This is a genomic window from Komagataeibacter sp. SM21, assembly GCF_041402665.1.
Taxonomy (GTDB): Bacteria; Pseudomonadota; Alphaproteobacteria; order Acetobacterales; family Acetobacteraceae; genus Komagataeibacter; species Komagataeibacter saccharivorans.
Genome location: NZ_JBGLOV010000003.1, coordinates 160,602 through 181,809, shown reverse-complemented (window position 1 = coordinate 181,809; position 21,208 = coordinate 160,602). Strand labels below are relative to the sequence as shown.

Here is a 21,208-nt window from a genome sequence, read left to right as displayed (position 1 = left end):
TGACCACATGCGTAAATTGGCCCTGTTGCTGGCCGTGTCCGTGGGACTGGTCGGCGCGTTGCCCGCACCTTCCGCCTATGCATGGCGTGGGGGCGGATGGGGTGGCCCCGGCTGGCACGGCGGCGGCTGGCGTGGTGGCTGGGGCTGGGGTGGCTTCGGCATGGGCATCGCCGCCGGGACCGCACTGGGTGTCGCCATGTCCCCTTACCGCTACGGACCTTATGGTTACGGCTATCGCTACCCGGTCTATGGCTACGGTTATCCGCCGCCCTATCCGGTTTATGCCTATCCGCCGCCGCCTCCACCGCCGCCACCGGCCTATTACGGCGGATATTACCGTTAAGGCGCGCCCCGCGTGGCCTTTACGAAAGCGTGGATCAGTGCTGCGGATTTGACGCCGGGGGCGGACTCCACCCCGGATGACACATCTACGGCACGCGTGCCGCTCTGATCTATGGCGCGCTGTACATTGTCAGGCGTCAGGCCCCCGGCCAGCAGCCATGGGACGGGGGCCTGCCAGCCTTTGGTCAGGGTCCAGTCAAAGGCATGGGCATTGCCACCGGGCCGGTCGGAACCGGCAGGCGCACGGGATTCGATGACCAGCCCATCCACCGCACAGTTTCGGGGCAGGTCAGCAGCAGCGGCAATCCCGGTCGCCTGCCATACCGGCAGGCCGAACCGCGCGCGGATAACGGCGGCGCGGGGACCATCATCATAGATCTGCAATCCATCAAGCGGCACATGATCCAGCACGGTGCGGATCTCGTCATCCGTGGGCCGGACAAACAGTCCGATGCGCTGCGGGCCAGCGGACATCATGCCACGCGCCAGCTCTCCGGCCACATCCGGCGTTACATGGCGTGGAGAACGGCCGAAAAACACGAATCCGATCCAGTCCGCCCCTGCGGCACAGGCTGCATCCAGCCCGATCCGATCACGGATACCGCATATCTTGACCCTGACCGTCATATGACCCGTGCCCTCGACCCGGTTCAGGCAGACAGTTCCGCCGCAATCGCGGCGGCGGCGGCGGCGGGATCGGATGCACGGGTAATGGGGCGACCCACCACAATCCAGTCCGCCCCGGCATCGCGTGCCTGGGCGGGGGTCATGACCCGTTTCTGGTCCCCCGGCGCACTGCCTGCCGGACGGATACCGGGCACGACCAGCACCGGCTTGTCGCCCAGCGCCTGCCGCAGGGGCGCGATCTCATGCGAAGAACAGACAAGCCCGTCCGCGCCGGATTCAATGGCCAGACGGCCCAGCCGCACGACCTGTGCTTCCACGCTGCCCTCAACCCCGGTTTCATGCAGGGCACCGGCATCCATGCTGGTCAGGACGGTGACGGCCAGCAGCAGGGGACGTGCATTTTCGGGAAAGGTCTCGTTCACCGCAACGCGAGCCGCCGCGATCATGGCCCGGCCACCTGACGCATGGATGGTCAGCATGGCGGGACGCAGTGCGGCAAGGCTGCCAATGGCGGATGCGACGGTGTTGGGGATATCGTGCAGTTTCAGGTCAAGGAACAGCGGACTGTCCCCCGCCGCCTCACGCACGGCGTCCAGCCCGCAGGCATAGGTAAACTCAAGCCCCAGCTTGACCGCCCCGGCATGTCCGGCGGTTTCGTGCCGCCAGCGCACGGCCTGCGCCGTGTCCTTGGTATCGAGGGCAACAATCAGGCGGGTGGACCGTCCACGCATTGGCGGTAACTCCGGTGCAGGCTATGGGGCGTAAGGAAAAGGTTCAGGAACCGGGACGTTCCGTGCCGCCGGGAGCATCCGGCACGGGGGCCGGGGGCGTTTCCGTTACGGCGGGCGGCGTGACGGGGGCTGCAGGCTGCGCCGCATAGGCCCGCAGCATGGGCGAGTCGGCAGGTGCCGACGTCAGGCCGGGAACACGCGGAGCGGTTTCATCCGTGCTGTCCAGACGGGCGCGCAGGGTGCGCACTTCCTGTTCGGCGCGGCGGGCGCGCCGCATCTGGCGCAGCACCACGATCCATACGCTGGCCGATCCCGTGGCATAGAGCAGGGCCGCGACCAGCAGCGCCAGCACGCCGGGCGATGACGTCCATTTCCACTGCAGCCATGACAGTTCCACCGGCGCCTGATTACAGGCGGCGAAAATGATCAGCGCCACGATCACGGGCAGGGTGATGAAAAGACGTATCATGATCCTGTTTCCCTACCGCCAACCACGGGGACCTGCAAGAAAATCAATTCATCCGGCGCACTGCTTGATCGCGCACGGCAGCCGTGGTTGCCTGTAGGTACAGGCCGCGACAGCGCCGTTGCGACCGGCACGGGGGCGAAACAATGGGCAAGGTCGTCATTTTTCGTACTACGGCGCGGCGTGATGAATCCTGGGCCGTGATCGCACGCACCGGGCGCGACACGCGCGTCGCCAGCATCTATCCCACACGGAATGCGGCCGAAGCCGACTGCGAATGGCGCAGCAGGCAGGTTGCGGCCTATCGTGGCTTTCTGGAACGCAACAACGTGGCCGTGCCCCATTACAGCATCCGGCCCTACCGCAGGGCGGACCTGCCGCGCGCATGGCGGCCCCTGCCCGCGCTGGGGTTCCTGCACGGGCAATGCTGAGGCATGGATTAAGTTGCTTTTGATCCGCTGGCGGGCAAAATCACGATCCGGCCCGCGCGGCTGCCGACTGCAAACGGAGACCCCATGACCGATACCCCTTCCGCCCTTTCTCCCGTTCTGGAGCAGGCGGACCGCACGCTTGATGCCGCTGTCGATCGGCTGTTCGCCTTCCTGCGCATACCCAGCATTTCCACCCAGCCCGAACACGCGGCGGACTGCGCGCACGCGGCGAAGTGGCTGCATGACGAACTCGACAGTCTCGGCTTTGACGCGCGGATATGCGAAACCGCTGGCCATCCCATCCTGATCGCCCATGACCGCACCCCGCCAGAAGGGCCGCATGTGCTGTTCTATGGCCATTACGACGTGCAGCCCGTCGATCCGCTGGAGTTGTGGAACAGTGGCCCGTTCGAGCCGGTCATGGATACGGCGGAAGACGGCACGCAGCGTATCGTCGCCCGTGGCGCATCGGATGATAAGGGACAGGTCATGACCTTTATCGAGGCCATACGCGCCATCCGCGCGACACAGGGCACGATGCCGGTGCGCATCTCCCTGCTGATCGAAGGGGAGGAAGAATGCGGCGGCCCCAACCTCGTTCCCTTCATGGAAGCCCATTGTGAGGAGCTGCGCGCCGATGTGGGGCTGATCTGCGATACCGCCATGCTGCCCGGCGTGCCCGCCATCACCACCGCCCTGCGCGGCATGGTGGGCGAGGAAGTCCACCTGCGCTGTGCCCGGCGCGACCTGCATTCCGGTGTTTATGGCAATGCCGCGCGCAACCCGGCGGAACTGCTGTGCCAGATCCTGTCCTCCATCCGCGATCCCGAAACGGGGCGCGTGACGCTGCCGGGATTCTACGCGGGCGTGCAGGCCCCGCCGCAGGCGCTGCGTGAGCGGTGGCGTGAAATCGCGCCGGATGACGCCACATTCCTTGGCGAGGTCGGACTTTCGGTTCCCGCCGGAGAAAAGGGCTATACCGCCATCGAACAGACATGGTGCCGCCCCAGCTTCGAGATCAACGGCATTTCCAGCGGTTACACCGGTGAAGGGTTCAAGACCGTGCTGCCCGGTGAGGCGGTGGCCAAGGTTTCGTTCCGGCTGGTGGCGGGGCAGGACCCTGTCCGCATCCGTCAGGCTTTCTGCAGCCATGTCCGCAGCATGCTGCCCGAAGACTGCACCGTTACCTTTGCCCAGGCCGGCGGCTCTCCTGCCTGCACCGTGCCGGAGCAGGCGTTCGGCCTGCAGCCAGCGCTTGCCGCGCTGGGGGATGAATGGGGCACGCCTGCGGTGACCATCGGCTGTGGCGGCTCGATTCCCGTGGCGGGGGACATGCAGCGCATACTGGGCATGTCAGCGCTGCTGGTAGGTTTCGCACTGGATGACGACCGCGCCCATTCCCCCAACGAGAAGTATGAACTGACATCCTTCCACAAGGGCATCCGGTCGTGGGTCCGTATCCTGCACGCCATGGCCACCCCCGATGCATGAAGGTGAACTGCCGCTGGCCCTGACCATGGGCGACCCGGCGGGCATCGGGCCGGAGATCACGGCAGGTGCGTGGCGGGCCATGCGCCACGGGGCGGGGCATTTCGCCGTTATCGGGGATGCGCAGGCGATCGGGCAGTACGACGTGCCGGTGCGTGAGATCGACACCATCGCACAGGCCGCCGGTGTGTTTGCCAACGCCGTGCCGGTGCTGCCGGTCAGCCTGCCTGTGCCCCCCACGCCCGGTCAGCCGGACAGTCGCAATGCCGGGGCGATCACCGCCAGCATCGCGCGGGCGGTGGAACTGGCCCGCACGGGACAGGCGGCGGCTGTCGTCACCTGCCCCATCAGCAAGATCGTGCTGAAAAACGCAGGCTTCCCCTATCCGGGCCATACGGAATACCTCGCAGCCCTGTGCGACGTCTCCGGCGCGGAGGTCATGATGCTGGCCTGCCCCGAACTGCGTGTGGTGCCGGTGACCATCCATGTCAGCCTGCGCCGCGCGCTGGATGAACTGGATACGGCAGGCATCATCGCCGCGACACGCACCACCCATGCGGCGCTGCGCCGGGATTTTGGCATTGCTTCCCCGCGCATCGCCATCGCCGGGCTGAACCCCCACGCGGGCGAAAGCGGCAGCATGGGCACGGAGGAGCAGACGGTCATCGCCCCCGCGCTGGAGGCCCTGCGTGCCGATGGCATGGATATAAGCGGCCCGTGGCCCCCCGATACCATGTTCACCCCCGCGGCACGGGCGCGATACGATGTAGCGATGTGCATGTATCACGATCAGGCGCTGATCCCGCTCAAGACCATCGACATGACGCAGGGGGTCAATATCACGCTGGGCCTGCCCATCATCCGCACATCGCCCGATCACGGCACCGCCTTCGACATTGCGGGGCGCGGCGTGGCCGATCCGTCCAGCCTTGTCGCCGCCTTGCGCATGGCCATGCAGATGGCCGAACACAGGAACAGGTCATGAATACATCCCGTCCCGCCACGATCCGGCTGGGGGTCAACATCGATCACGTCGCAACCGTGCGCAACGCGCGCGGCGGCCACCACCCCGACCCGGTCCGCGCCGCCCTTCTGGCGCAGGACACGGGCGCGGACGGCATCACCGCCCATCTGCGTGAAGACCGCCGCCATATCCGCGATGCCGACCTTGAGCGCCTGCGCGGTGAACTGCGCATTCCGCTGAACATGGAAATGGCCGCGACGGAGGAAATGACCGCTATCGCCACCCGCCTGCACCCCCATGCGTGCTGCCTCGTGCCCGAGCGCAGACAGGAGGTCACGACCGAAGGCGGGCTGGATGTACGCGGGCAGGCCACCATGCTTGCCCCGCGCATTGCGCGCATGCGGGACGCGGGCATCCGGGTCTCGCTGTTCATCGACCCGGACGCAGCCCAGATCGAAACGGCGGCGCAACTGGGCGCGGCGGTCGTGGAACTGCATACCGGCGCCTATGCCGACGCCACGGATGAAGCGGCGAGGGCCGTGGAACTGGGCCGCCTGACCACGGGCGCCGCCCATGCCGCGCGATGCGGGCTGGAAGTCCATGCGGGCCACGGGCTGACCTATGACAACGTAACGCCCGTTGCAGCACTGCCGCAGGTGACTGAACTCAATATCGGTCACTTCCTGATCGGTCAGGCCATTTTTGACGGCCTGCCCGCCGTCATCCGCCACATGAAGGAACTGATGGCGGCGGCGCGTAGCTGAACACCGTCCTCCGCCCCCACCGGTTACGGCGGGGCGGAAGGGTAAGGCATTACACGACGCCGATCACCACGACGCGGCCTGTTCCATGGTTTTGACGGGGGCCTCAGCCCCCCGTGCCACCTACCGTCAGGCCGGTCATTTTAAGGGTCGGCTGGCCCACGCCCACCGGCACGCCCTGACCGGCCTTGCCGCAGGTGCCGATGCCAGGGTCCAGCGCGGGTTCGCCACCGATCATGGTCACCTTGGTCATGGCGTCCGCACCGTTACCGATCAGGGTTGCCCCCCGCACGGGGGCAGTGATGCGGCCGTCTTCGATCAGATAGGCTTCGGATGCGGCGAACACGAATTTACCCGAAGTGATGTCCACCTGTCCCCCACCGAAATTGACGGCGTAGAGGCCGCGCTTTGTGGTGCGGATCATGTCTTCCGTCGTGGCGTCACCGCCAAGCATGATGGTGTTGGTCATCCGCGGCATGGGCGCATGGGCGTAGGACTGTCGCCGCCCGTTACCCGTAGGAGCCACGCCCATGAGGCGGGCATTGAGACGATCCTGCAAATAGCCGGTCAGGATTCCGTCCTCGATCATTACGGTGCGACCCGTGGGGGTGCCTTCATCGTCAATGGTCAGGCTGCCGCGCCGTTCGGGCAGGGTGCCGTCATCCACCACCGTCACACCGGGGGCCGCAACACGCTTGCCCATTAGCCCCGCGAAGGCGGAGGTACCCTTGCGGTTGAAATCGCCTTCCAGCCCGTGGCCCACGGCTTCATGCAGCAGGATGCCGGGCCACCCGGCCCCCAGCACCACTTCCATCTCCCCCGCCGGGGCCGGGCGGGCATCGAGATTGACCAGCGCCATGCGCAGCGCCTCATCCACCGCGTTCTTCCACACCTGCGGCGCGAGAAGCCGGGAATAGGAGTAGCGGCCACCCAGTCCGTGGCCGCCGCTCTCACGCCGTCCGTCCTGTTCCACCACGACCGATACATTCATGCGGACCAGCGGGCGGATGTCAGCCATGCGCTGCCCGTCGGGGCGCAGGATCTGGATTGCCTGCCATTCCGCCGAAATGGACGCCATCACCTGCACCACGCGCGCATCCCGCCCCCGGGCATAGGTATCAAGTTCCGACAGCATGGCCGCACGGGTGGCGAACGCACCTTCCCCCAGCGGGTTGATGTCCGGATACAGGCGGTGATTGGTCGAACGCGGCCCCGTCGCCAGCGTGCCCGTGCGGCCAGCGCGTATCTGGGTTACGGTTTCAGCCGCGCGCCGGATGGCGCTTTCGCTTATTTCATCGGAATGGGCAAAACCGGTTTCCTCCTCCAGCACGGCACGCAGGCCAAAGCCGGAAGATGTGTCGAAGGTGGCGGAACGGATCACGCCCTCATCAAGGGAGATGGCCTCACTTTCACGATATTCCAGAAAGAGTTCCCCATCGTCCATGCCCTCCAGCGCCTGCTGGACAAGGCGTTCGGCATCGGGGCGGCCCAGGCGGGCGCCCGCGCGCTCGAAAAACAGGGCATCGGTTGCAGCCAGCGGGGAAAGACCCTGAAGGGATGCGGGCATGAATGGCAACTCCGGTTGGCGGAACAGGTAAGGGACACGAAACGCTCAGGCCGCTCAGCCCGGCAGGGGGCGGGCAGCATAGCCCGCTTTGCCCCCATGGGAAAGTTGGGGAGCCTTCGTGACCGGTGCCATACGTGAAAATGAACTTCCCTCCATCTGGAAGGTTTCCCTTTGTGATAGGCAGGAAAGGCAGGGCATTGTGCAAGAATTGGGTATCCATTGTTCGAAGAAACGGCGTCTCGTGAAAATTTCCCTTCTGTGTGGTTCAAGTCTCTCCCGGTCCCTTCCCCGTCATGCCGGGCTTCTTCTGGCCGGTCTGCTTTACGCAGGGACCCCGGCTCTGGCCCAGACAGAACCTGCCGCCCAACAGGCCACGTCCCCCGCGCAGCCCTCCGCTGCCGTCCCGTCCGCGCCCCCCGCCGGTGCGGAACGGACAGCAGCGGCACCTTCCGCCACCGTTCCCGCCCCGACTGACAGTACAGCGGCCACACCCGCGAAACAGGGGGAACAGACGCCTTCGGTGCCAACGCCTGAACCGCTGTCTGGGAGCGGAACCATGCCGTCTGCATCACCCGTCACGACTCCGGCGGCTGGCCCCGCCAGCACCGATACGCCGCCCGTTGCCCCGTCACCCGCCACAGCGGACGGGTCCGGTACGGGCAACACCACGACAACAGCCACCCCCCCCGCTGCCGCGCCCACACCAGCCCCGACGGCGGTGGAGGCTCCCGCACGCCCTGATGCGTCCGCGCCCACTCCCTCCACGGCGGCAGGCGGCCCTACGGCCAACAGCGATACGAACGTAACGGCTACTCCGGCTGCCCCCACAGCAGCGGCCCGGCCTGCCACCCCTGCTCCCGCCACGCCCATGCCGGCAAGCGGACCCACGGCCAATAGCGTTCCGGCAGCCCCGGGCAATGCGCCCGCCCCTGCCACCGCGCAACCGGCTGCCGCACCGCCAGCAGGTCAGGCACAGGCAGGCAGCACCAGCCCTGCGCCGAAGGATGCGGCACAGGCCGCAACCACGCAGCCCCACGCGGCAGGCGTGCCACTGGCACCCGTCGAGGACCTGCGCCCACCGTCCATTGCACTGGACGGCCTGTTCCAGGCCATTGGTGAGGCCCATATCTACACCGACGCCAAGACCGCCGCCGACGCCATACCCGATGAAGCCCCGGCAGACCTGCTGGCCGAGTACAAGATCGCCCGGCTGCGTCCTGATTTCTCGCTCAAGGATTTCGTGGCGCAGCACTTCACCCTGCCCGAACGCAAGACCGTGTCGTACCAGCGCAGCCCGGATGAAAACGTGCGCGACTACATCAACGGCATGTGGGAAGTGCTGAGCCGCCCGCCGGACATGGCGGTTGCCTATTCATCCCAGCTCCCGCTGCCCTACACCTATGTCGTGCCCGGTGGCCGTTTCAGTGAACTTTATTACTGGGACAGCTACTTCACGATGATCGGGCTGTATGAAAACCAGAAAATCGATCTCATGCGCGACATGGTGCGCGACATGGCGGCGATGATCGACCGGTATGGCCATATTCCCAACGGTAGCCGGACCTATTACCTCAGCCGGTCGGAACCACCGTTCTTCTCGCTCATGGTCGATCTTCTGGCCATGCATGACGGGCAACTGGCCTACACCACCTTCCTGCCCGAACTGCAGGCTGAATACGATTACTGGATGGACGGGCAGGATTCCGTGCCCCCCGGCGGAGCCTACCGCCGCGTGGTGCGCCTGCCGGACGGGACGGTCATGAACCGCCACTGGGATGACCGCGACACCCCGCGCGACGAAAGCTATCCGCAGGACGTGGCCACCGCCGCCCATTCCGACCGACCGAAGGAAGAGGTCTACCGTGACCTGCGGGCGGGATCGGAAACGGGGTGGGACTTCTCCTCCCGCTGGCTGGCGGACGGACATACCCTGTCCACCATCCACACCACGGACCTGCTTACGGTCGAACTGAACTGCCTGATCCCGCACCTGCAGCAGACACTGGCCCATGCCTATGAGCTGAAAGGCGACAAGGAAGCGGCAGCGCGCTATGCGCGTCTGGCGGAAGAACGCATTGAAGCGGTCCGCCGCGTCCTGTGGGACGAGCGCAGGGCCGCCTACATTGATTATGACTGGAAGAAGGGCGAATCGACCTCCATCCTGTCCGGGGCGACCGTCATGCCGCTGTTCCTGCAGATGGCGACACCGGAACAGGCAAAGGCGGTATCGGAAACCGTAAGAAAGAACCTGCTTCAGGTCGGTGGCCTGATCGCCACCGAACGTACCAGCGGACAGCAGTGGGATGCCCCCAATGGCTGGGCCCCGCTACAGTGGATGGCGGTAAAGGGCTTCAACGAATACGGTTACGATACGCTCGCCAGCGATATTGCAGCGCGCTGGATGGGGCGCGTGATCGGCACCTACGAAAAATCCGGCGTGCTTCTGGAAAAATATGATGTGGTCAATCCCTATATCAATCCCAAAGGCGGCAAGGGCGGCGGCGAATACCCGATGCAGATCGGCTTTGGCTGGACCAACGGCACGCTGCTGGGCTTCATGAACCGTTACCCGCAGAACACCCGCGTAGTGCTTGACCGCAACCCGGCGGCTGACCAGCCTTCACCCCAGCCGCTTCCGCCCATGAACGCCTATGGCGTCCAGACCGATGCGGATACGCTGAGCCGCTACAGCCTGCCCACACTGGACCTGACGCCACGTCCGGTGGCACCGACCCCGGCGCTGCCGCAGATGTCCACCGTGGGGGCCAGCGCCCCGACATCGGCAACACAGATCCCTGCCCCCGCCCCTGTATCGCCGCCTGCCCAGTCCGAAGCGGCACCGGCAGCCACATCGACCACGCCAGCACAACAGCAGCAGGACGCAGGCAGCACTGCCGCGCAGGCCACACCGGCAACTCCGCAACAGGCACCTGCATCTGCATCCACGCCGACAACGGATACCGCCGCAACAGCGCCTGCGGCGACCCAGAACACGGCGGCCACACCGCAAGCCGCGCCACCGAAGGTGGAAACACCGGCGCAGCCTGCCGACAACGCATCGGGCACCACCACGCCATCTGCGCCGTCCACACCTGCGCCCGCGCAGGTGGAGCAGCCCGCAGCCCGACCGGTCCCGCCTGATGCCGGTTCAGGCCAGACGGAACAGAAGGCCGCCCCCGCCACAGGCGAAAACGTATCCCAGCCCAAATAAGAAAAGGGGGAGACCATGGTCTCCCCCTTTTTTCAATCCGGCATGGACAGGCACCAGCATACGCTCAGCTACCGGCTCCAGCGATCCTCATGGCTGGTGTAGACGCCACGGATCTCATTGGCCTCATACTCCCCCAGGTCGATCGAATGCCGGATATAGAAATTGCGATAATTCTCGCTGACATGCGGGTGCCAGCGCAGACTGAAGGCAAAGAGGTTGATCCCGCCCAGCAGGATGATCGGCACGATACGCAGCAGGTACCACCGGGCTGACTGTGAAAAAGGGCGCATCTTGTCCTAGTAAAGCAGATGGGTGTGATGAAACCAGATGACCGTAAACACCAGCAGCGTAACACAGAAAAACGCCACTACCGCCCTGCGGGTCGCAGGACGCCTGTCCATCAGCCACGCATATACGATCATGAAAAAGAAAGGGTTCGCCATAACGATGCGATGGATGGACACAAGGCCGGATGAAGAGGCCACCAGAAACGTGACCAGCAGCACCGTTGCCTCCAGATAGAGTTTCTTCCGGAACCCTTCGTAAATCACCAGCACGTCCACCAGCGCCGCAATCACCAGATTAAGGTGGGTTTTATGGGTAATATTGTACCATGCCCAGTAGCCGGGAAAATGAAAGACCCGATGCCACGCAATCTGCACATGCGAAAACGCCAGGCTGTCACCCATAAAATAATAGAGGTAGATCATGAACAGTGAGATGCCGGTCCCACCAGCCGTGACCAGCAGGGCCGCATTCGTGACAGGCGCTGCAAGTAAGGCCAGACGCTGCCCGCCCCTGTTTCCCGATGTCTGCCGCCATGCGCTGAACAGGTAGAATACGGCAAATGTCAGCACGCATAATATGCCAGTCGGCCGGGTCAGGCACAGAAGCAGGGCACAGAGCGACGCCACGAAAAAGCGGTTATTCAGGACCGACCATGCCATTCCCATAAGGAACAGCCCGAACATGCATTCGCTATACTGTATCCTGAACCATAGTGTGGCCGGGAAGGTAAAGAAGAACACGAAGTAGAAGCGGTAATCAACCGGCCCCCATTTCCTGTTCTGGTACAGGTAGCACAGACAGGCCACAACAGGCAGCAGCATGGCGTTCAGGATCATGCCCGCAGCTTCCACCGACACGCCAGTCAGATGCGCCATCCCCCGGATGGAAAGGGGAAAAGCAGGAAAGAACGCCCAGTTCGCCTCCCCCAGCCAACGCGCAGCGAGGGAGGGAGCATGTTCGTATCCCTGCCGGGCAATACGCATGTAGGCGTCGAAACAGTCCCACTGGCACGATGCCGCGACAACCCCGCCAGAAGGCAGGGCCAATACCGCAACGCAGGCAAGCACCACAACATGCACAAGAAGAAGGTAAGCCCAGATTCTGGTTTTCATATAGGTTCCGATTACTGCCCTGCAGACCCGCTTCAGATAACTGACACCTGTTGAAAGGCACAGAGATTGCCTACGCCGCCCGTGAAGGGAGCACGGAAGAATCCGGTTTTATGTCCGGCCTGAAATGCACCGACGGTCATGTGCCTCCCGATTGGCGGAACCCAGCCACCGGGACGCAAAGGGAAAACAGCTTTACCGCCATAATAAACACACAGGCCCATAAGGCGCTTTGCATCTCCGATACCCACAACAATACCGCGGCGCACCCGGTTCCTGATCCCCGCAGCAGCTACGTATCTCACAGCTTCCCGATCCCCTGATGTATCCTGCTTTCATAAATGGTCATGCCCTGACTGAACTGGTCATAATCAGGCGGCGCAGTACAGGCAGGCGCGACGCGGAAAAGGCAGAATTCCCGTCGACAGGCAATGGCGGAATCCTCGGGTGGGGATGACCAGGCCCGGCCATAAGTTATGATGTAGTTATAACCACCCGACAGGGCGGCAAGGGATGGCCCGTCATCGGCGAAGTAAATCGGGACATCCCGGCGGCTGAAATAGGAATACCCCCCCGTATGGGCCCATTCGCCCCGCACGGGAAACGCCAGTCCACAGAGGTCCTTCTGCCGTGCCGCCACCTGCTGCAAATGGATCAGGGCATTACTGTTGCGGATACGGGCAAGGTAATTTTGCTGTACAAAGCCGGACAGCGACACGATGGCCAGCCCCATCATGGCCCAATGCCCCGGACGCAGGACGGGAACATGATCCATCCACTCACCAAACCGCACGGCCGCCACCGCAAGCAGAAGCGGAATGGCGCCATAAATGAACGAGGGTTCCTTATGCCCGATCACTGAATGGGAAAGGATGATTATCCCCGCCACTGCGGAAGGCATGGGGAACTGACGGCATCCGCGCAGGAAAAAGAGCGCGACAATGGCAAAACCGACCTGCCATCGGCCCAACAGATCGACAATATAGAAATAGAATGGGGCCGTTCCATAAGTGGCGGCGATGTTCTGCCCGATATTGGCATGTACATTACGGAAAACAGATCCAAAGAACGTACCAGACGTATGCAGGTCCACCAGACCGTAACCGGCTACAGGCAAGGCAGAAGCGACAGCCATAAGCGCCACGACAGCGGGGCGACGCCGGAGCCACCAGGCCATCCACGCCAGCGCGAGAAGGCCAGCGGGCATAAGCTGGAACCGCAGCCCCGCGCCACAGCCGATAAAGAACGCAGCCGTCCCATACAGGGCGACATCATAGGATCGACGCCATGAAACCGTAAACGCACCGGCGGACGGCAATGCATGGGCTACCACCCCCATAAGCGTGCCCAGCGCCAGCAGATTGCCGCCCAGCACCTCCGTCGTCGTACGCGAAGCACCCAGCACAAGATCCGGCCACAGGGCACCGACAAGGCCGCAGGCCACCAGCCCTGTCCGCCCCGCCACAATTGCCCCCAGCGCCATGAAGACCGCAACAAGCCCCAGCGACAGGACACACAGGATGCCCTGTATCCACAAAGGGGAATGACCGAGCCCGAGCGCGTCGGTTACACGCCACACCCCGGCGATCATATCCGGAAAGAGCCAGTTCCGGATACCGGCCTGCCATTCCCATGTCGTCACGCCATGACCGGTCAGCAAACGATGGGCAGGTTCAAGGGTCTGGAAGACTTCATCAGCCCGCAGGGCGGCAGGATAGAAATACGGTATCGAAAACCGATACAAAAAAGAAATAACAAATATGAATATTATGAAGGATACATTTATCCCGTTATTCTTTTTCATATCCCACATTCATTTTTCATTATGAATTGAGCCGGTCCGTAGAAAAATATGGTCCCTTCTCATCGGGTCCGGGAACGTTCCTGAACTGACGGATTGCTCTGCCCCGGTTCTTCTGGGTCGCCGACAGGCTGGCGGTCCGTAAAATACCCCCTTCCGGTCACTACTCTGTTGCATACGGAAGGAGGCCTGTTCCCAGGTGGAACAGGAAATCTTATGCGGTATATGAAGAAACACCCCTGCCGGGTCTTATCGTCACGATGATGGCTGGCGTGAGACGCGGCTGTTTTTCCTGAGCATGTGATGCACAATCATATGCGCGAACTGGAACAGGACTTTCCGGTCCATCTTGCTTTCCCCCACGTTACGGGTACGGAAGACAAATGGCAGTTCGATGACCTTGGGGGAGGTTTTCTGGACCATCAGCATATCCAGCAGGATCTTGAACCCGGTGCCCGACAGGTCGCTGACGGACTGGACAAACAGATCGCGGCGGGCTGCAAAAAAGCCGCTCATCGGGTCCTTGACGCGCACCGGCAGGCAGAACTGCGCAAGCCGGATTCCGGCATTGGACAGGAACAGCCGCCAGCTATTGGCAAGGCCGCTGTTATCACCACCTTCGACATGACGGCTGCCGATGGCCACGTCATATCCATTGCGGGTTATGGCATCAGCCATCTGTTCCAGCAGGGTTTCGTCATGCTGCAGGTCCCCGTCCATCACCGCCACCACGGGGGCGGAGGATGACAGTATCCCTTCAATCACGGCTGATGAAAGCCCGCGCCGCCCAACCCGCAGGATGCCGCGTACCCGGCTGTCCATCTGCGCCAGACGCCATACCTCGTCTATGGTGCCATCAGGGGAACTGTCATCGACAAAGATCAGTTCCCAGTCATAACGAGTCACCGCACGCGCAACGCCATTGAACAGGGGTTCTATATTGCCCCGTTCATTATAGCAGGGAATGATGATGCTGAGGGCTGGCCCCGGGCGGGCTGTTTTCACTTCATGCGCTGACTGCGGCACGGGTTCAGGAGAAACTTGCATAATTCAGCGATGTCCCGGGGATTAACATACGGATACAGGCACGCTGCAATGGCAACGCGCCCCCTTATCACTCGGCGTGGGAAGGTAAAACATTTCCCCCCTTGCCGCAACATGAGCAGGGCCACCGGTACAAACAGAAACAGGCCGGTTACCTTACGGTAACCGGCCTGCAAAACTGGTCGGAGTGAGAGGATTCGAACCTCCGGCCCCTGCGTCCCGAACACAGTGCTCTACCAGGCTGAGCTACACTCCGTTGCAGGCGGCTATACAAGCCCATGCCCCTTTACGCAAGAGGAAGATGAAAAGATTTACAATGTCGTGACCCTGTCACGCGCGTCACTACGGGCCGGCAGTTCGGCCAGCGTCGCCATAAGTGCCGCCACATCGGGCACCACTTCGAACAGCGCGCGGGCCGTAGGGGCTGCGAAATCATCAGCGATGCTGGCATCGACCAGCGCCAGCAGCGGGTCCGCCCAGCCGGAGATATTGACGATGTAGATGGGCTTGTCATGCTGGCGAAGCTGCCGCCAGGTCATGATTTCGATCGTCTCGTCAAACGTGCCAAGGCCACCGGGCATCACCACAAAGGCATCGGATGCCTCGAACATCAGCGCCTTGCGCTCATGCATGCTTTCCGTCACGGTCAGGTCCGTCACCCCTTCATGCATGATCTCGCGCGTGTGCAGGAAGGAAGGGATAACCCCGGTAACGGCCCCGCCAGCCGCCAGCGTTGCATCCGCCACGGTGCCCATAAGCCCGACATGGCCCCCACCATAAACCAGCCGCAAACCGGCCTGCCCCAGTGCCGTGCCCAGTTCGCGGGCTTGCGCCGCGTATTCCGCCCGCGCCCCGAAACGCGATCCACAAAAAACGGCAACAGATGAAATCTGCATTTCTCCAGCTCAGCTCCCGCAGCTATGTCACTTTGCCCGCACCACCCTTCAGCGGGGCAGGAATTTCAGCGCAATGGTCGCACCCACACCGGCGAACGTAAACAGGGCGGAGACAAGAAACAGCGCGCCATATCCCATTGTCTGGATCACCAGGCCCAGCAGCGGCCCCGACAGGCCCACGGCTATATCAAGGAAAACGGAAAACGCACCCAGCGCCGAACCCCTGTTTTCCGGCCCGACCCGAGCCACCGCCAGCACCCCCATGGCAGGAAAGACCAGTGAGAAACCGGCTCCTGTCAGCGCGGCCCCCAGTGCTGCCCCCGGCACGCTGTCACACTGCCACAGAACGACCAGTCCCAGCGTTTCCACCACAAGCGATACCAGAGCGACCACCAGCCCGCCGCGCCGGTCGATCTGGCGGGCGAACAGGAAGCGCATGAGGCTGAACATGACCCCGAACCCGGTCAGCGCCACGGCAGCCCCCTGCCAGTGATTATGGGCATAGAACAGGGCCAGACAGGCGGAAATCGTGCCAAACCCCACCGAACCGCAGGCCAGCACGATTCCATGCGGCAGGACGCGCATGAACACGGCCTTGAATGGCATGGGCGGCCCCTTGCCGGGTACCGGGGGCACCGGTTCATACCGGCGGGCCAGCACGAACCCGAACAGGGTAAGGGCGGCGGATAACAGCCCCACCATGGTCAGACCGCCAAATGGCAGGGGCAGGCCGGACAGGACCTGACCAATGGGTGCGCCCAGCGCGATCCCGCCATAGGATGTAACCCCGTTCCAGGAGATGACCTGCGCGGTCCGCGCCGCCCCTACGCGGCCGATATTCCACATGATGGCGCCCGTGGCGGTCCAGCTTTCCCCGATTCCGAGCAGGATGCGGCTCAGGATCAGCAATCCCATGGACAGCGCGGCAAAATGCATGAGGGCGCCGGACAGAAGCAGCATGACCCCCGACAGCGTGCAGATGGCCAGCCCCCGGACAACGGTGGGCTTGGCCCCCAGCCGGTCCGTCTGCCGCCCCGCACTGGCGCGCGAAGCAAATGTCGCCAGATACTGCACGGATACGGCCAGCCCCGCCAGAACGGTATTGTAGCCCAGCACCTGATTTACAAAAACCGGAATGACCGCCATCGGCAGGCCGATATCGATATAGCACAGGAGGTTGAACAGCACGACGGCCAGTATCCGCCGTGTATGGGACACCGATGATGCCTGCGAGCCGGACATGATACGCATACACTCCACGAACTGAGAAACAGGCGCCCCGGCCGGCGCGCGCGTGACGGCAATCCTGACCTGCCTGAGAAAATGGCTTTGTAACGAAAGCACAATACGGATTAAGGAAAAATCTTAAAAACCCGGGCGATCACCTTTAGCCCTACACAATCTCCTGTGCGGGACGCAAACGGGCGGCACGGGGCATGATGACACAGGATGCACGCCACATGACGCAATCCCCAACACCCGATGCGGGTGGATACATCACCGTCTCCAGCCGCGTGGCCTATGAAAACCCATGGACGCGCGTGAGGGAGGACATCATCATCCGCCCCGATGGCAGGCAGGGCCTGTACGGCGTGGTCGAACGGGGCGATTTTGTCGTGATCCTGCCGTTATGGAACGATGCCGACGGCCCGCGCGTGACCCTTATCCGCCAGTACCGCTATCCTGTGCAGAAACGGATGTGGGAACTGCCCATGGGCATGTGGGAACACCGCCCCGATGCCGCCCCCGATGAGGTCGCACGCGGCGAACTGCGCGAGGAAACCGGCCTTGTCGCTGATACGATGCGCGATGCCGGCCTGCTGTACCAGGGTGCGGGCATCACCACCCAGAAGGGCCGTGTTTACCTTGCCACCGGCCTGCGGCAGGGTCCGCACCAGCGCGAGGAAACGGAAGCCGACATTACCTGCCATACCGTAACCCTGCCGGAAATGGAGGCGATGATTACGGATGGACGCATTACCTGCATGGTCACAATCGCCGCATTCGGGCTGATCCGGGCGCGCGGCTGGATCTAGCCGCGCGACGGGATGCTACCTGCACAAGGGCGCGAGGTAACGCTCCAGATTGACGCGCAGCGGCATAAGATAGGTGTTGCCGCCCGCCTGCGCGACTGCCGCCATCATCTGGCGGGCGAAAGCAATGTTCGCCTCCAGCGTCGGCTCAAAGTCCGGGGGGAAAATGACGTGGTTCGTCGTTTCCCAGTACGAACGCGATTTTGGGCCGACTACCGGGGAAATGCCCCAGAACACGTTTTCCCCATGCAGCCAGTTCATACACAGATCCAGCATGCGCATATCGAATACGGGCTGGGTAAATAATCCCGCCGCCCCGGCATCCTTCTTGCGCGCAACGGCTTCCATTTCCTGATACGGCGCACGGCGGTAAGGATCGAAGGCGGCATAGACCGTCAGGTGCGGTGCCTCACGGCGATAACGGGTGATCACGCTTTCACTGGTATTGGGATAGGTACGGTGCTTCAGGTCCGATGGCGGATCGCCCTGCACCACCAGCACTTCGGTCAGGCCCTCATCATCCGCGCCGGGCAGCGGCGCATTGGGGGCAATGTCGATTGCGCGTATATGCGGGATCACGCGGGGAAAGACCGGCCGGATCAGGGTCGCGGCTTCCCAGCTTCGCAGCGGAAAGCGCAGCAGATCGGGGATATTGATCATCTGCGCATCGGGAAAACACTGACGGACCTCATGGGCGTCACGCAGCAGCGTTTCGGAATCGCGCGGGATCAGTTCAACAGACGTCAGGGTCATTTCACGCCGTCCGCTTTTCAACAATCACCCGTGCCGCATCAAGCGTGTTGCGCAGCAGGCAGGCAATCGTCATGGGGCCGACCCCACCGGGCACAGGCGTAATGAGGCCCGCATGCTGCACGGCTTCGTCAAATTTCACGTCGCCCACCAGCCGTGTCTTGCCTGACGGCAGGGTGACACGCGATATGCCCACGTCAATCACGGTGGCACCGGGCTTGATCCAGTCACCGCGCACCAGTTCACGCACCCCCGTCGCCACGACAAGGATGTCCGCCTGCCGTGCAAGGGCCGCCGTATCGCGGGTATCGATATGGGCAACAGTTACGGTGCAGCCTTCATGCAGCAGCAGTTCCGCCATGGGACGACCCACAAGATTGGACGCACCGATCACCAGCGCGTCCTTGCCACGCATGTCCCCCACGTAATGACGCAGCAGCAGCAGGCAGCCCAGTGGCGTGCAGGGCACGATACCAGGCAGGCCCAGCGCCAGCCGTCCCGCATTGACCACGCCCAGCCCGTCCACATCCTTTTCAGGCAGGATGGCGTTGGTCACCGCAACCGGGTCCAGTCCGGCTGGCAGCGGCAACTGCACCAGAATACCATGGATTTCCGGATCGGCATTCAGTCGGGCAATCAGGCCCAGCAGTTCTTCCTGTGATGTGGTCGCGGGCAGCATATGCATGAACGAACGCATGCCTGCCCGATGGGTCTGCAGCGCCTTGTTGCGCACATAGACCTCACTGGCCGGATCATTTCCCACCAGCACGACCGCAAGACCGGGTGTGACATGGTGACGGTCATAGAAGGCGCGGACTTCGGTGGCGATATCCTGCGTCAGGCGGGCGGCAAATCCCTTTCCATCAATCAGGCGCGCGCCAGATGGTTCCTGCGCATCGGATACTGCTGGGCCGGTCATCATCCCTCCGGAAAGAAACATGGCAATGCGAGCAGATAAGGCAAGAAGCTACCGGGCGACAATCATTGCCTGCGGGTTTTCTGGCGCAAACGTTAAAAAAAATTTCCCTGTACCGTCACCGCACATAAAAAATGGCCGGGACGTCGCCGCCCCGGCCACCACGCGAACCGACTGATCGGGGATGACTTACTGGTCGTCGTCCTCACCCGTCGGGGCATCGTTGTCATCCGCATTGGGGCTGACCGCCACGAAAACGCTCTGCCCGTTACGCACCACCCGCAACAGCACGGAATGGTTGGCCTGCAGGGCCTGCCTTATGGCGGAAACCGTCGCGCGGGGGTTTTCAACCGGCACCTCGCCCACGGCCTGAATGACATCACCGGCATGGATACCGGCCTGTTCCGCAGGCGAACCGGGCTGCACGTCACTTACGACCACACCGCGCACCCCTTCTTCCAGCCCAAGCTGCTGGCGCATGTCAGGCGTAAGCGGGGCGAGGGTCACGCCAAGGCGGGGTCCCTTCTCCGCATCGTGCGAGGTATCACCCACCGTGCTGTCGGCTGTCCCACCCTTGCCAAGGCTGGCGATCGTAACGCTTGCCGTCTGCGGCCTGTTGTTGCGCAGGTAGGAAATGGAAGCCTTCGTGCCGGGGGTGATGGATGCCACCTCCACCGCCAGAGTATGCGGCGTATCGACGGCGCGGCCATTGAGTTCGGTTACGACATCACCTGCCTTCAGTCCGGCCTTTTCGGCGGGGCTGCCGGAGCTTACGCTGGCAACCAGCGCGCCGGTGGCGGGCGCACCGGATGCCGAAGGCTTCAGGCCAAGCGCGCTGGCCATGGATGGCGTGATGACCTGCGCTGTCACCCCAAGGTAACCGCGTGTGACGTGGCCGGTCTTTTCAAGCTGGTCGACAACATTCTTGACGGTATCGGAAGGAATGGCGAAGCCGATCCCGATCGAACCACCCGATGGCGACAGGATGGCGGTATTCACGCCCACCACCTTGCCATCCTGCGTGAAAAGCGGACCGCCGGAATTGCCCCGGTTGATGGGGGCATCCACCTGAATGAAGGAATCATACGGGCCATCGCCAATGTCGCGGCCCCGGGCCGATACGATACCGGCCGTGACCGTCCCGCCCAGACCATAGGGATTGCCCACGGCAACCACCCATTCACCCGGTTCGACCCGATCGGAATCGCCCAGTTCGATAAAGCGCAGCTTGCTTGTGGGCGAGACCTTCAGCAGGGCGATATCGGTCTTGGAATCGCGTCCCACGATCTTGGCGGGCAGCGCCGTGCCATCATCCAGCGTGACCGTAACCTTGGTCGCACCCTTCACCACATGGTTGTTGGTCACCACATACCCGTCGGGCGAGATGATGAAGCCCGATCCGCGCGCCTCCACCGTCTGGTGGGACTGCTGCGGCATCATCTGGAACGGAAAGGGGAACGGGAAGCCGCCGCCGGGCATGCCACCCGCGCCCTGCTCCTCGCTCATGTCCGGGTCCTTGATGCGCGCGGTGATGGATACGACCGCGGGTTTGACCTGTTTGACGAGATGGACGAAATTCGGCAGCTGCTGAATCTGCGTATCAGGGCGGATAACCCCACTGTCATCGGCCCGGGCCGGAGGGGCGGCGAGCAGACCGCCCCCGACTACCGTGCTGGCCACCAGAGAAGCCAGCAGCGAGCCACGAAACCGGCGCAAGGAAATGGTGTTCGACCGTAATACGTCTGACATGATACCCCTGAACATGATGGTCCTGCTGCAAACT

20 protein-coding genes and 1 tRNA gene are annotated in these 21,208 nt (G+C 63.1%); 7 read left to right on the top strand and 14 right to left on the bottom strand.

The window, feature by feature from the left end; translation table 11 throughout:
• The first annotated feature begins 7 nt into the window (after positions 1-7).
• The gene (locus ACBR42_RS04790; protein ID WP_102325024.1) at positions 8-343 is read left to right on the top strand and encodes a hypothetical protein; all 336 of its coding nucleotides are present in this window, start codon (positions 8-10) and stop codon (positions 341-343) included.
• Here the strand turns inward: ACBR42_RS04790 and ACBR42_RS04785 are convergent.
• Genes ACBR42_RS04785 through ACBR42_RS04775 form a run of 3 tightly spaced genes read right to left on the bottom strand, consistent with a single transcriptional unit; the run spans position 340 to position 2,169 of the window.
• A complete protein-coding gene (locus tag ACBR42_RS04785) occupies positions 340-969 on the bottom strand; it encodes an N-(5'-phosphoribosyl)anthranilate isomerase (RefSeq protein WP_371207386.1) in 630 nt (209 codons plus the stop codon). The genes ACBR42_RS04790 and ACBR42_RS04785 overlap by 4 nt on opposite strands.
• Before the next feature lie 23 nt (positions 970-992).
• Entirely contained in the window at positions 993-1,700 is a 708-nt protein-coding gene (gene pyrF / locus ACBR42_RS04780) for an orotidine-5'-phosphate decarboxylase (RefSeq protein ID WP_118962632.1), read from the bottom strand.
• A gap of 43 nt (positions 1,701-1,743) precedes the next feature.
• Positions 1,744-2,169 (bottom strand): LapA family protein, encoded by a 426-nt coding sequence (locus ACBR42_RS04775; protein ID WP_371207385.1) that lies wholly within the window; start codon positions 2,167-2,169, stop codon positions 1,744-1,746.
• Positions 2,170-2,312: 143 nt separating this feature from the next.
• On the opposite strand from ACBR42_RS04775, the gene ACBR42_RS04770 reads away from it, so the two are divergent.
• The 4 genes from ACBR42_RS04770 (at position 2,313) to ACBR42_RS04755 (ending at position 5,813) form a co-directional block, all read left to right on the top strand.
• The gene (locus tag ACBR42_RS04770; protein WP_102325020.1) at positions 2,313-2,597 is read left to right on the top strand and encodes a hypothetical protein; all 285 of its coding nucleotides are present in this window, start codon (positions 2,313-2,315) and stop codon (positions 2,595-2,597) included.
• An 84-nt stretch (positions 2,598-2,681) separates the two neighbouring features.
• On the top strand, positions 2,682-4,088 hold the full coding sequence (locus tag ACBR42_RS04765) for a M20/M25/M40 family metallo-hydrolase (RefSeq protein ID WP_371207384.1): 1,407 nt from the start codon (positions 2,682-2,684) through the stop codon (positions 4,086-4,088).
• Positions 4,081-5,070, top strand: a complete 990-nt coding sequence (gene pdxA / locus ACBR42_RS04760; protein ID WP_102325018.1) for a 4-hydroxythreonine-4-phosphate dehydrogenase PdxA — start codon at positions 4,081-4,083, stop codon at positions 5,068-5,070. Before ACBR42_RS04765 ends, pdxA begins: the two co-directional genes overlap by 8 nt.
• Positions 5,067-5,813: a pyridoxine 5'-phosphate synthase gene (locus ACBR42_RS04755; RefSeq protein WP_371207383.1), complete on the top strand. Its 747-nt coding sequence runs from the start codon at positions 5,067-5,069 to the stop codon at positions 5,811-5,813. Before pdxA ends, ACBR42_RS04755 begins: the two co-directional genes overlap by 4 nt.
• 103 nt (positions 5,814-5,916) lie before the next feature.
• On the opposite strand, the gene tldD is transcribed toward ACBR42_RS04755, so the two are convergent.
• Positions 5,917-7,377: a metalloprotease TldD gene (gene tldD / locus ACBR42_RS04750; RefSeq protein ID WP_102325016.1), complete on the bottom strand. Its 1,461-nt coding sequence runs from the start codon at positions 7,375-7,377 to the stop codon at positions 5,917-5,919.
• A gap of 868 nt (positions 7,378-8,245) precedes the next feature.
• Here tldD and treF point away from each other — a divergent pair.
• On the top strand, positions 8,246-10,588 hold the full coding sequence (gene treF / locus ACBR42_RS04745) for an alpha,alpha-trehalase TreF (protein WP_371207437.1): 2,343 nt from the start codon (positions 8,246-8,248) through the stop codon (positions 10,586-10,588).
• 68 nt (positions 10,589-10,656) lie between these two features.
• Here treF and ACBR42_RS04740 read toward each other — a convergent pair whose 3' ends face one another.
• The 7 genes from ACBR42_RS04740 to ACBR42_RS04710 all read right to left on the bottom strand — a co-directional run bounded on the left by ACBR42_RS04740 (position 10,657) and on the right by ACBR42_RS04710 (position 16,977).
• Positions 10,657-10,878 (bottom strand): hypothetical protein, encoded by a 222-nt coding sequence (locus tag ACBR42_RS04740; RefSeq protein ID WP_110546795.1) that lies wholly within the window; start codon positions 10,876-10,878, stop codon positions 10,657-10,659.
• Positions 10,879-10,884: 6 nt separating this feature from the next.
• Complete coding sequence (locus ACBR42_RS04735) at positions 10,885-11,988, bottom strand: hypothetical protein (RefSeq protein ID WP_371207382.1); 1,104 nt, start codon at positions 11,986-11,988, stop codon at positions 10,885-10,887.
• A gap of 298 nt (positions 11,989-12,286) precedes the next feature.
• Positions 12,287-13,789: a mannosyltransferase gene (locus tag ACBR42_RS04730; protein ID WP_371207381.1), complete on the bottom strand. Its 1,503-nt coding sequence runs from the start codon at positions 13,787-13,789 to the stop codon at positions 12,287-12,289.
• Positions 13,790-14,041: 252 nt separating this feature from the next.
• Positions 14,042-14,833, bottom strand: a complete 792-nt coding sequence (locus ACBR42_RS04725) for a polyprenol monophosphomannose synthase (RefSeq protein WP_118962639.1) — start codon at positions 14,831-14,833, stop codon at positions 14,042-14,044.
• A 176-nt stretch (positions 14,834-15,009) separates the two neighbouring features.
• Positions 15,010-15,086 (bottom strand) — tRNA-Pro (locus tag ACBR42_RS04720).
• 55 nt (positions 15,087-15,141) lie between these two features.
• Positions 15,142-15,726 carry a TIGR00730 family Rossman fold protein gene (locus tag ACBR42_RS04715; RefSeq protein WP_371207380.1) on the bottom strand — a complete coding sequence of 195 codons (585 nt, stop codon included), beginning with the start codon at positions 15,724-15,726 and terminating at the stop codon, positions 15,142-15,144.
• 48 nt (positions 15,727-15,774) lie between these two features.
• Positions 15,775-16,977: an MFS transporter gene (locus ACBR42_RS04710; RefSeq protein ID WP_102325008.1), complete on the bottom strand. Its 1,203-nt coding sequence runs from the start codon at positions 16,975-16,977 to the stop codon at positions 15,775-15,777.
• A gap of 209 nt (positions 16,978-17,186) precedes the next feature.
• Here ACBR42_RS04710 and ACBR42_RS04705 point away from each other — a divergent pair, with 209 nt between their 5' ends.
• Positions 17,187-17,762, top strand: a complete 576-nt coding sequence (locus ACBR42_RS04705; protein ID WP_102325007.1) for an NUDIX hydrolase — start codon at positions 17,187-17,189, stop codon at positions 17,760-17,762.
• Positions 17,763-17,777: 15 nt separating this feature from the next.
• Here the strand turns inward: ACBR42_RS04705 and ACBR42_RS04700 are convergent, their stop codons facing one another.
• The 3 genes from ACBR42_RS04700 to ACBR42_RS04690 all read right to left on the bottom strand — a co-directional run bounded on the left by ACBR42_RS04700 (position 17,778) and on the right by ACBR42_RS04690 (position 21,189).
• Positions 17,778-18,512, bottom strand: coding sequence for a methylenetetrahydrofolate reductase (locus ACBR42_RS04700; protein ID WP_118962640.1), 735 nt, complete (start codon positions 18,510-18,512; stop codon positions 17,778-17,780).
• Position 18,513: 1 nt separating this feature from the next.
• The gene (gene folD / locus ACBR42_RS04695; protein WP_102325279.1) at positions 18,514-19,428 is read right to left on the bottom strand and encodes a bifunctional methylenetetrahydrofolate dehydrogenase/methenyltetrahydrofolate cyclohydrolase FolD; all 915 of its coding nucleotides are present in this window, start codon (positions 19,426-19,428) and stop codon (positions 18,514-18,516) included.
• A 186-nt stretch (positions 19,429-19,614) separates the two neighbouring features.
• Positions 19,615-21,189, bottom strand: a complete 1,575-nt coding sequence (locus ACBR42_RS04690; RefSeq protein ID WP_102325005.1) for a Do family serine endopeptidase — start codon at positions 21,187-21,189, stop codon at positions 19,615-19,617.
• Positions 21,190-21,208 lie beyond the last annotated feature (19 nt).

Coding starts and splice junctions, on each gene's coding strand:
- ACBR42_RS04790 (WP_102325024.1), top strand. CDS start 8: ATGCGTAAATTGGCCCTGTTGCTGGCCGTGTCCGTGGGACTGGTCGGC.
- ACBR42_RS04785 (WP_371207386.1), bottom strand. CDS start 969: ATGACGGTCAGGGTCAAGATATGCGGTATCCGTGATCGGATCGGGCTG.
- pyrF (WP_118962632.1), bottom strand. CDS start 1,700: ATGCGTGGACGGTCCACCCGCCTGATTGTTGCCCTCGATACCAAGGAC.
- ACBR42_RS04775 (WP_371207385.1), bottom strand. CDS start 2,169: ATGATACGTCTTTTCATCACCCTGCCCGTGATCGTGGCGCTGATCATT.
- ACBR42_RS04770 (WP_102325020.1), top strand. CDS start 2,313: ATGGGCAAGGTCGTCATTTTTCGTACTACGGCGCGGCGTGATGAATCC.
- ACBR42_RS04765 (WP_371207384.1), top strand. CDS start 2,682: ATGACCGATACCCCTTCCGCCCTTTCTCCCGTTCTGGAGCAGGCGGAC.
- pdxA (WP_102325018.1), top strand. CDS start 4,081: ATGCATGAAGGTGAACTGCCGCTGGCCCTGACCATGGGCGACCCGGCG.
- ACBR42_RS04755 (WP_371207383.1), top strand. CDS start 5,067: ATGAATACATCCCGTCCCGCCACGATCCGGCTGGGGGTCAACATCGAT.
- tldD (WP_102325016.1), bottom strand. CDS start 7,377: ATGCCCGCATCCCTTCAGGGTCTTTCCCCGCTGGCTGCAACCGATGCC.
- treF (WP_371207437.1), top strand. CDS start 8,246: ATGCCGGCAAGCGGACCCACGGCCAATAGCGTTCCGGCAGCCCCGGGC.
- ACBR42_RS04740 (WP_110546795.1), bottom strand. CDS start 10,878: ATGCGCCCTTTTTCACAGTCAGCCCGGTGGTACCTGCTGCGTATCGTG.
- ACBR42_RS04735 (WP_371207382.1), bottom strand. CDS start 11,988: ATGAAAACCAGAATCTGGGCTTACCTTCTTCTTGTGCATGTTGTGGTG.
- ACBR42_RS04730 (WP_371207381.1), bottom strand. CDS start 13,789: ATGAAAAAGAATAACGGGATAAATGTATCCTTCATAATATTCATATTT.
- ACBR42_RS04725 (WP_118962639.1), bottom strand. CDS start 14,833: ATGCAAGTTTCTCCTGAACCCGTGCCGCAGTCAGCGCATGAAGTGAAA.
- ACBR42_RS04715 (WP_371207380.1), bottom strand. CDS start 15,726: ATGCAGATTTCATCTGTTGCCGTTTTTTGTGGATCGCGTTTCGGGGCG.
- ACBR42_RS04710 (WP_102325008.1), bottom strand. CDS start 16,977: ATGCGTATCATGTCCGGCTCGCAGGCATCATCGGTGTCCCATACACGG.
- ACBR42_RS04705 (WP_102325007.1), top strand. CDS start 17,187: ATGACGCAATCCCCAACACCCGATGCGGGTGGATACATCACCGTCTCC.
- ACBR42_RS04700 (WP_118962640.1), bottom strand. CDS start 18,512: ATGACCCTGACGTCTGTTGAACTGATCCCGCGCGATTCCGAAACGCTG.
- folD (WP_102325279.1), bottom strand. CDS start 19,428: ATGACCGGCCCAGCAGTATCCGATGCGCAGGAACCATCTGGCGCGCGC.
- ACBR42_RS04690 (WP_102325005.1), bottom strand. CDS start 21,189: ATGTTCAGGGGTATCATGTCAGACGTATTACGGTCGAACACCATTTCC.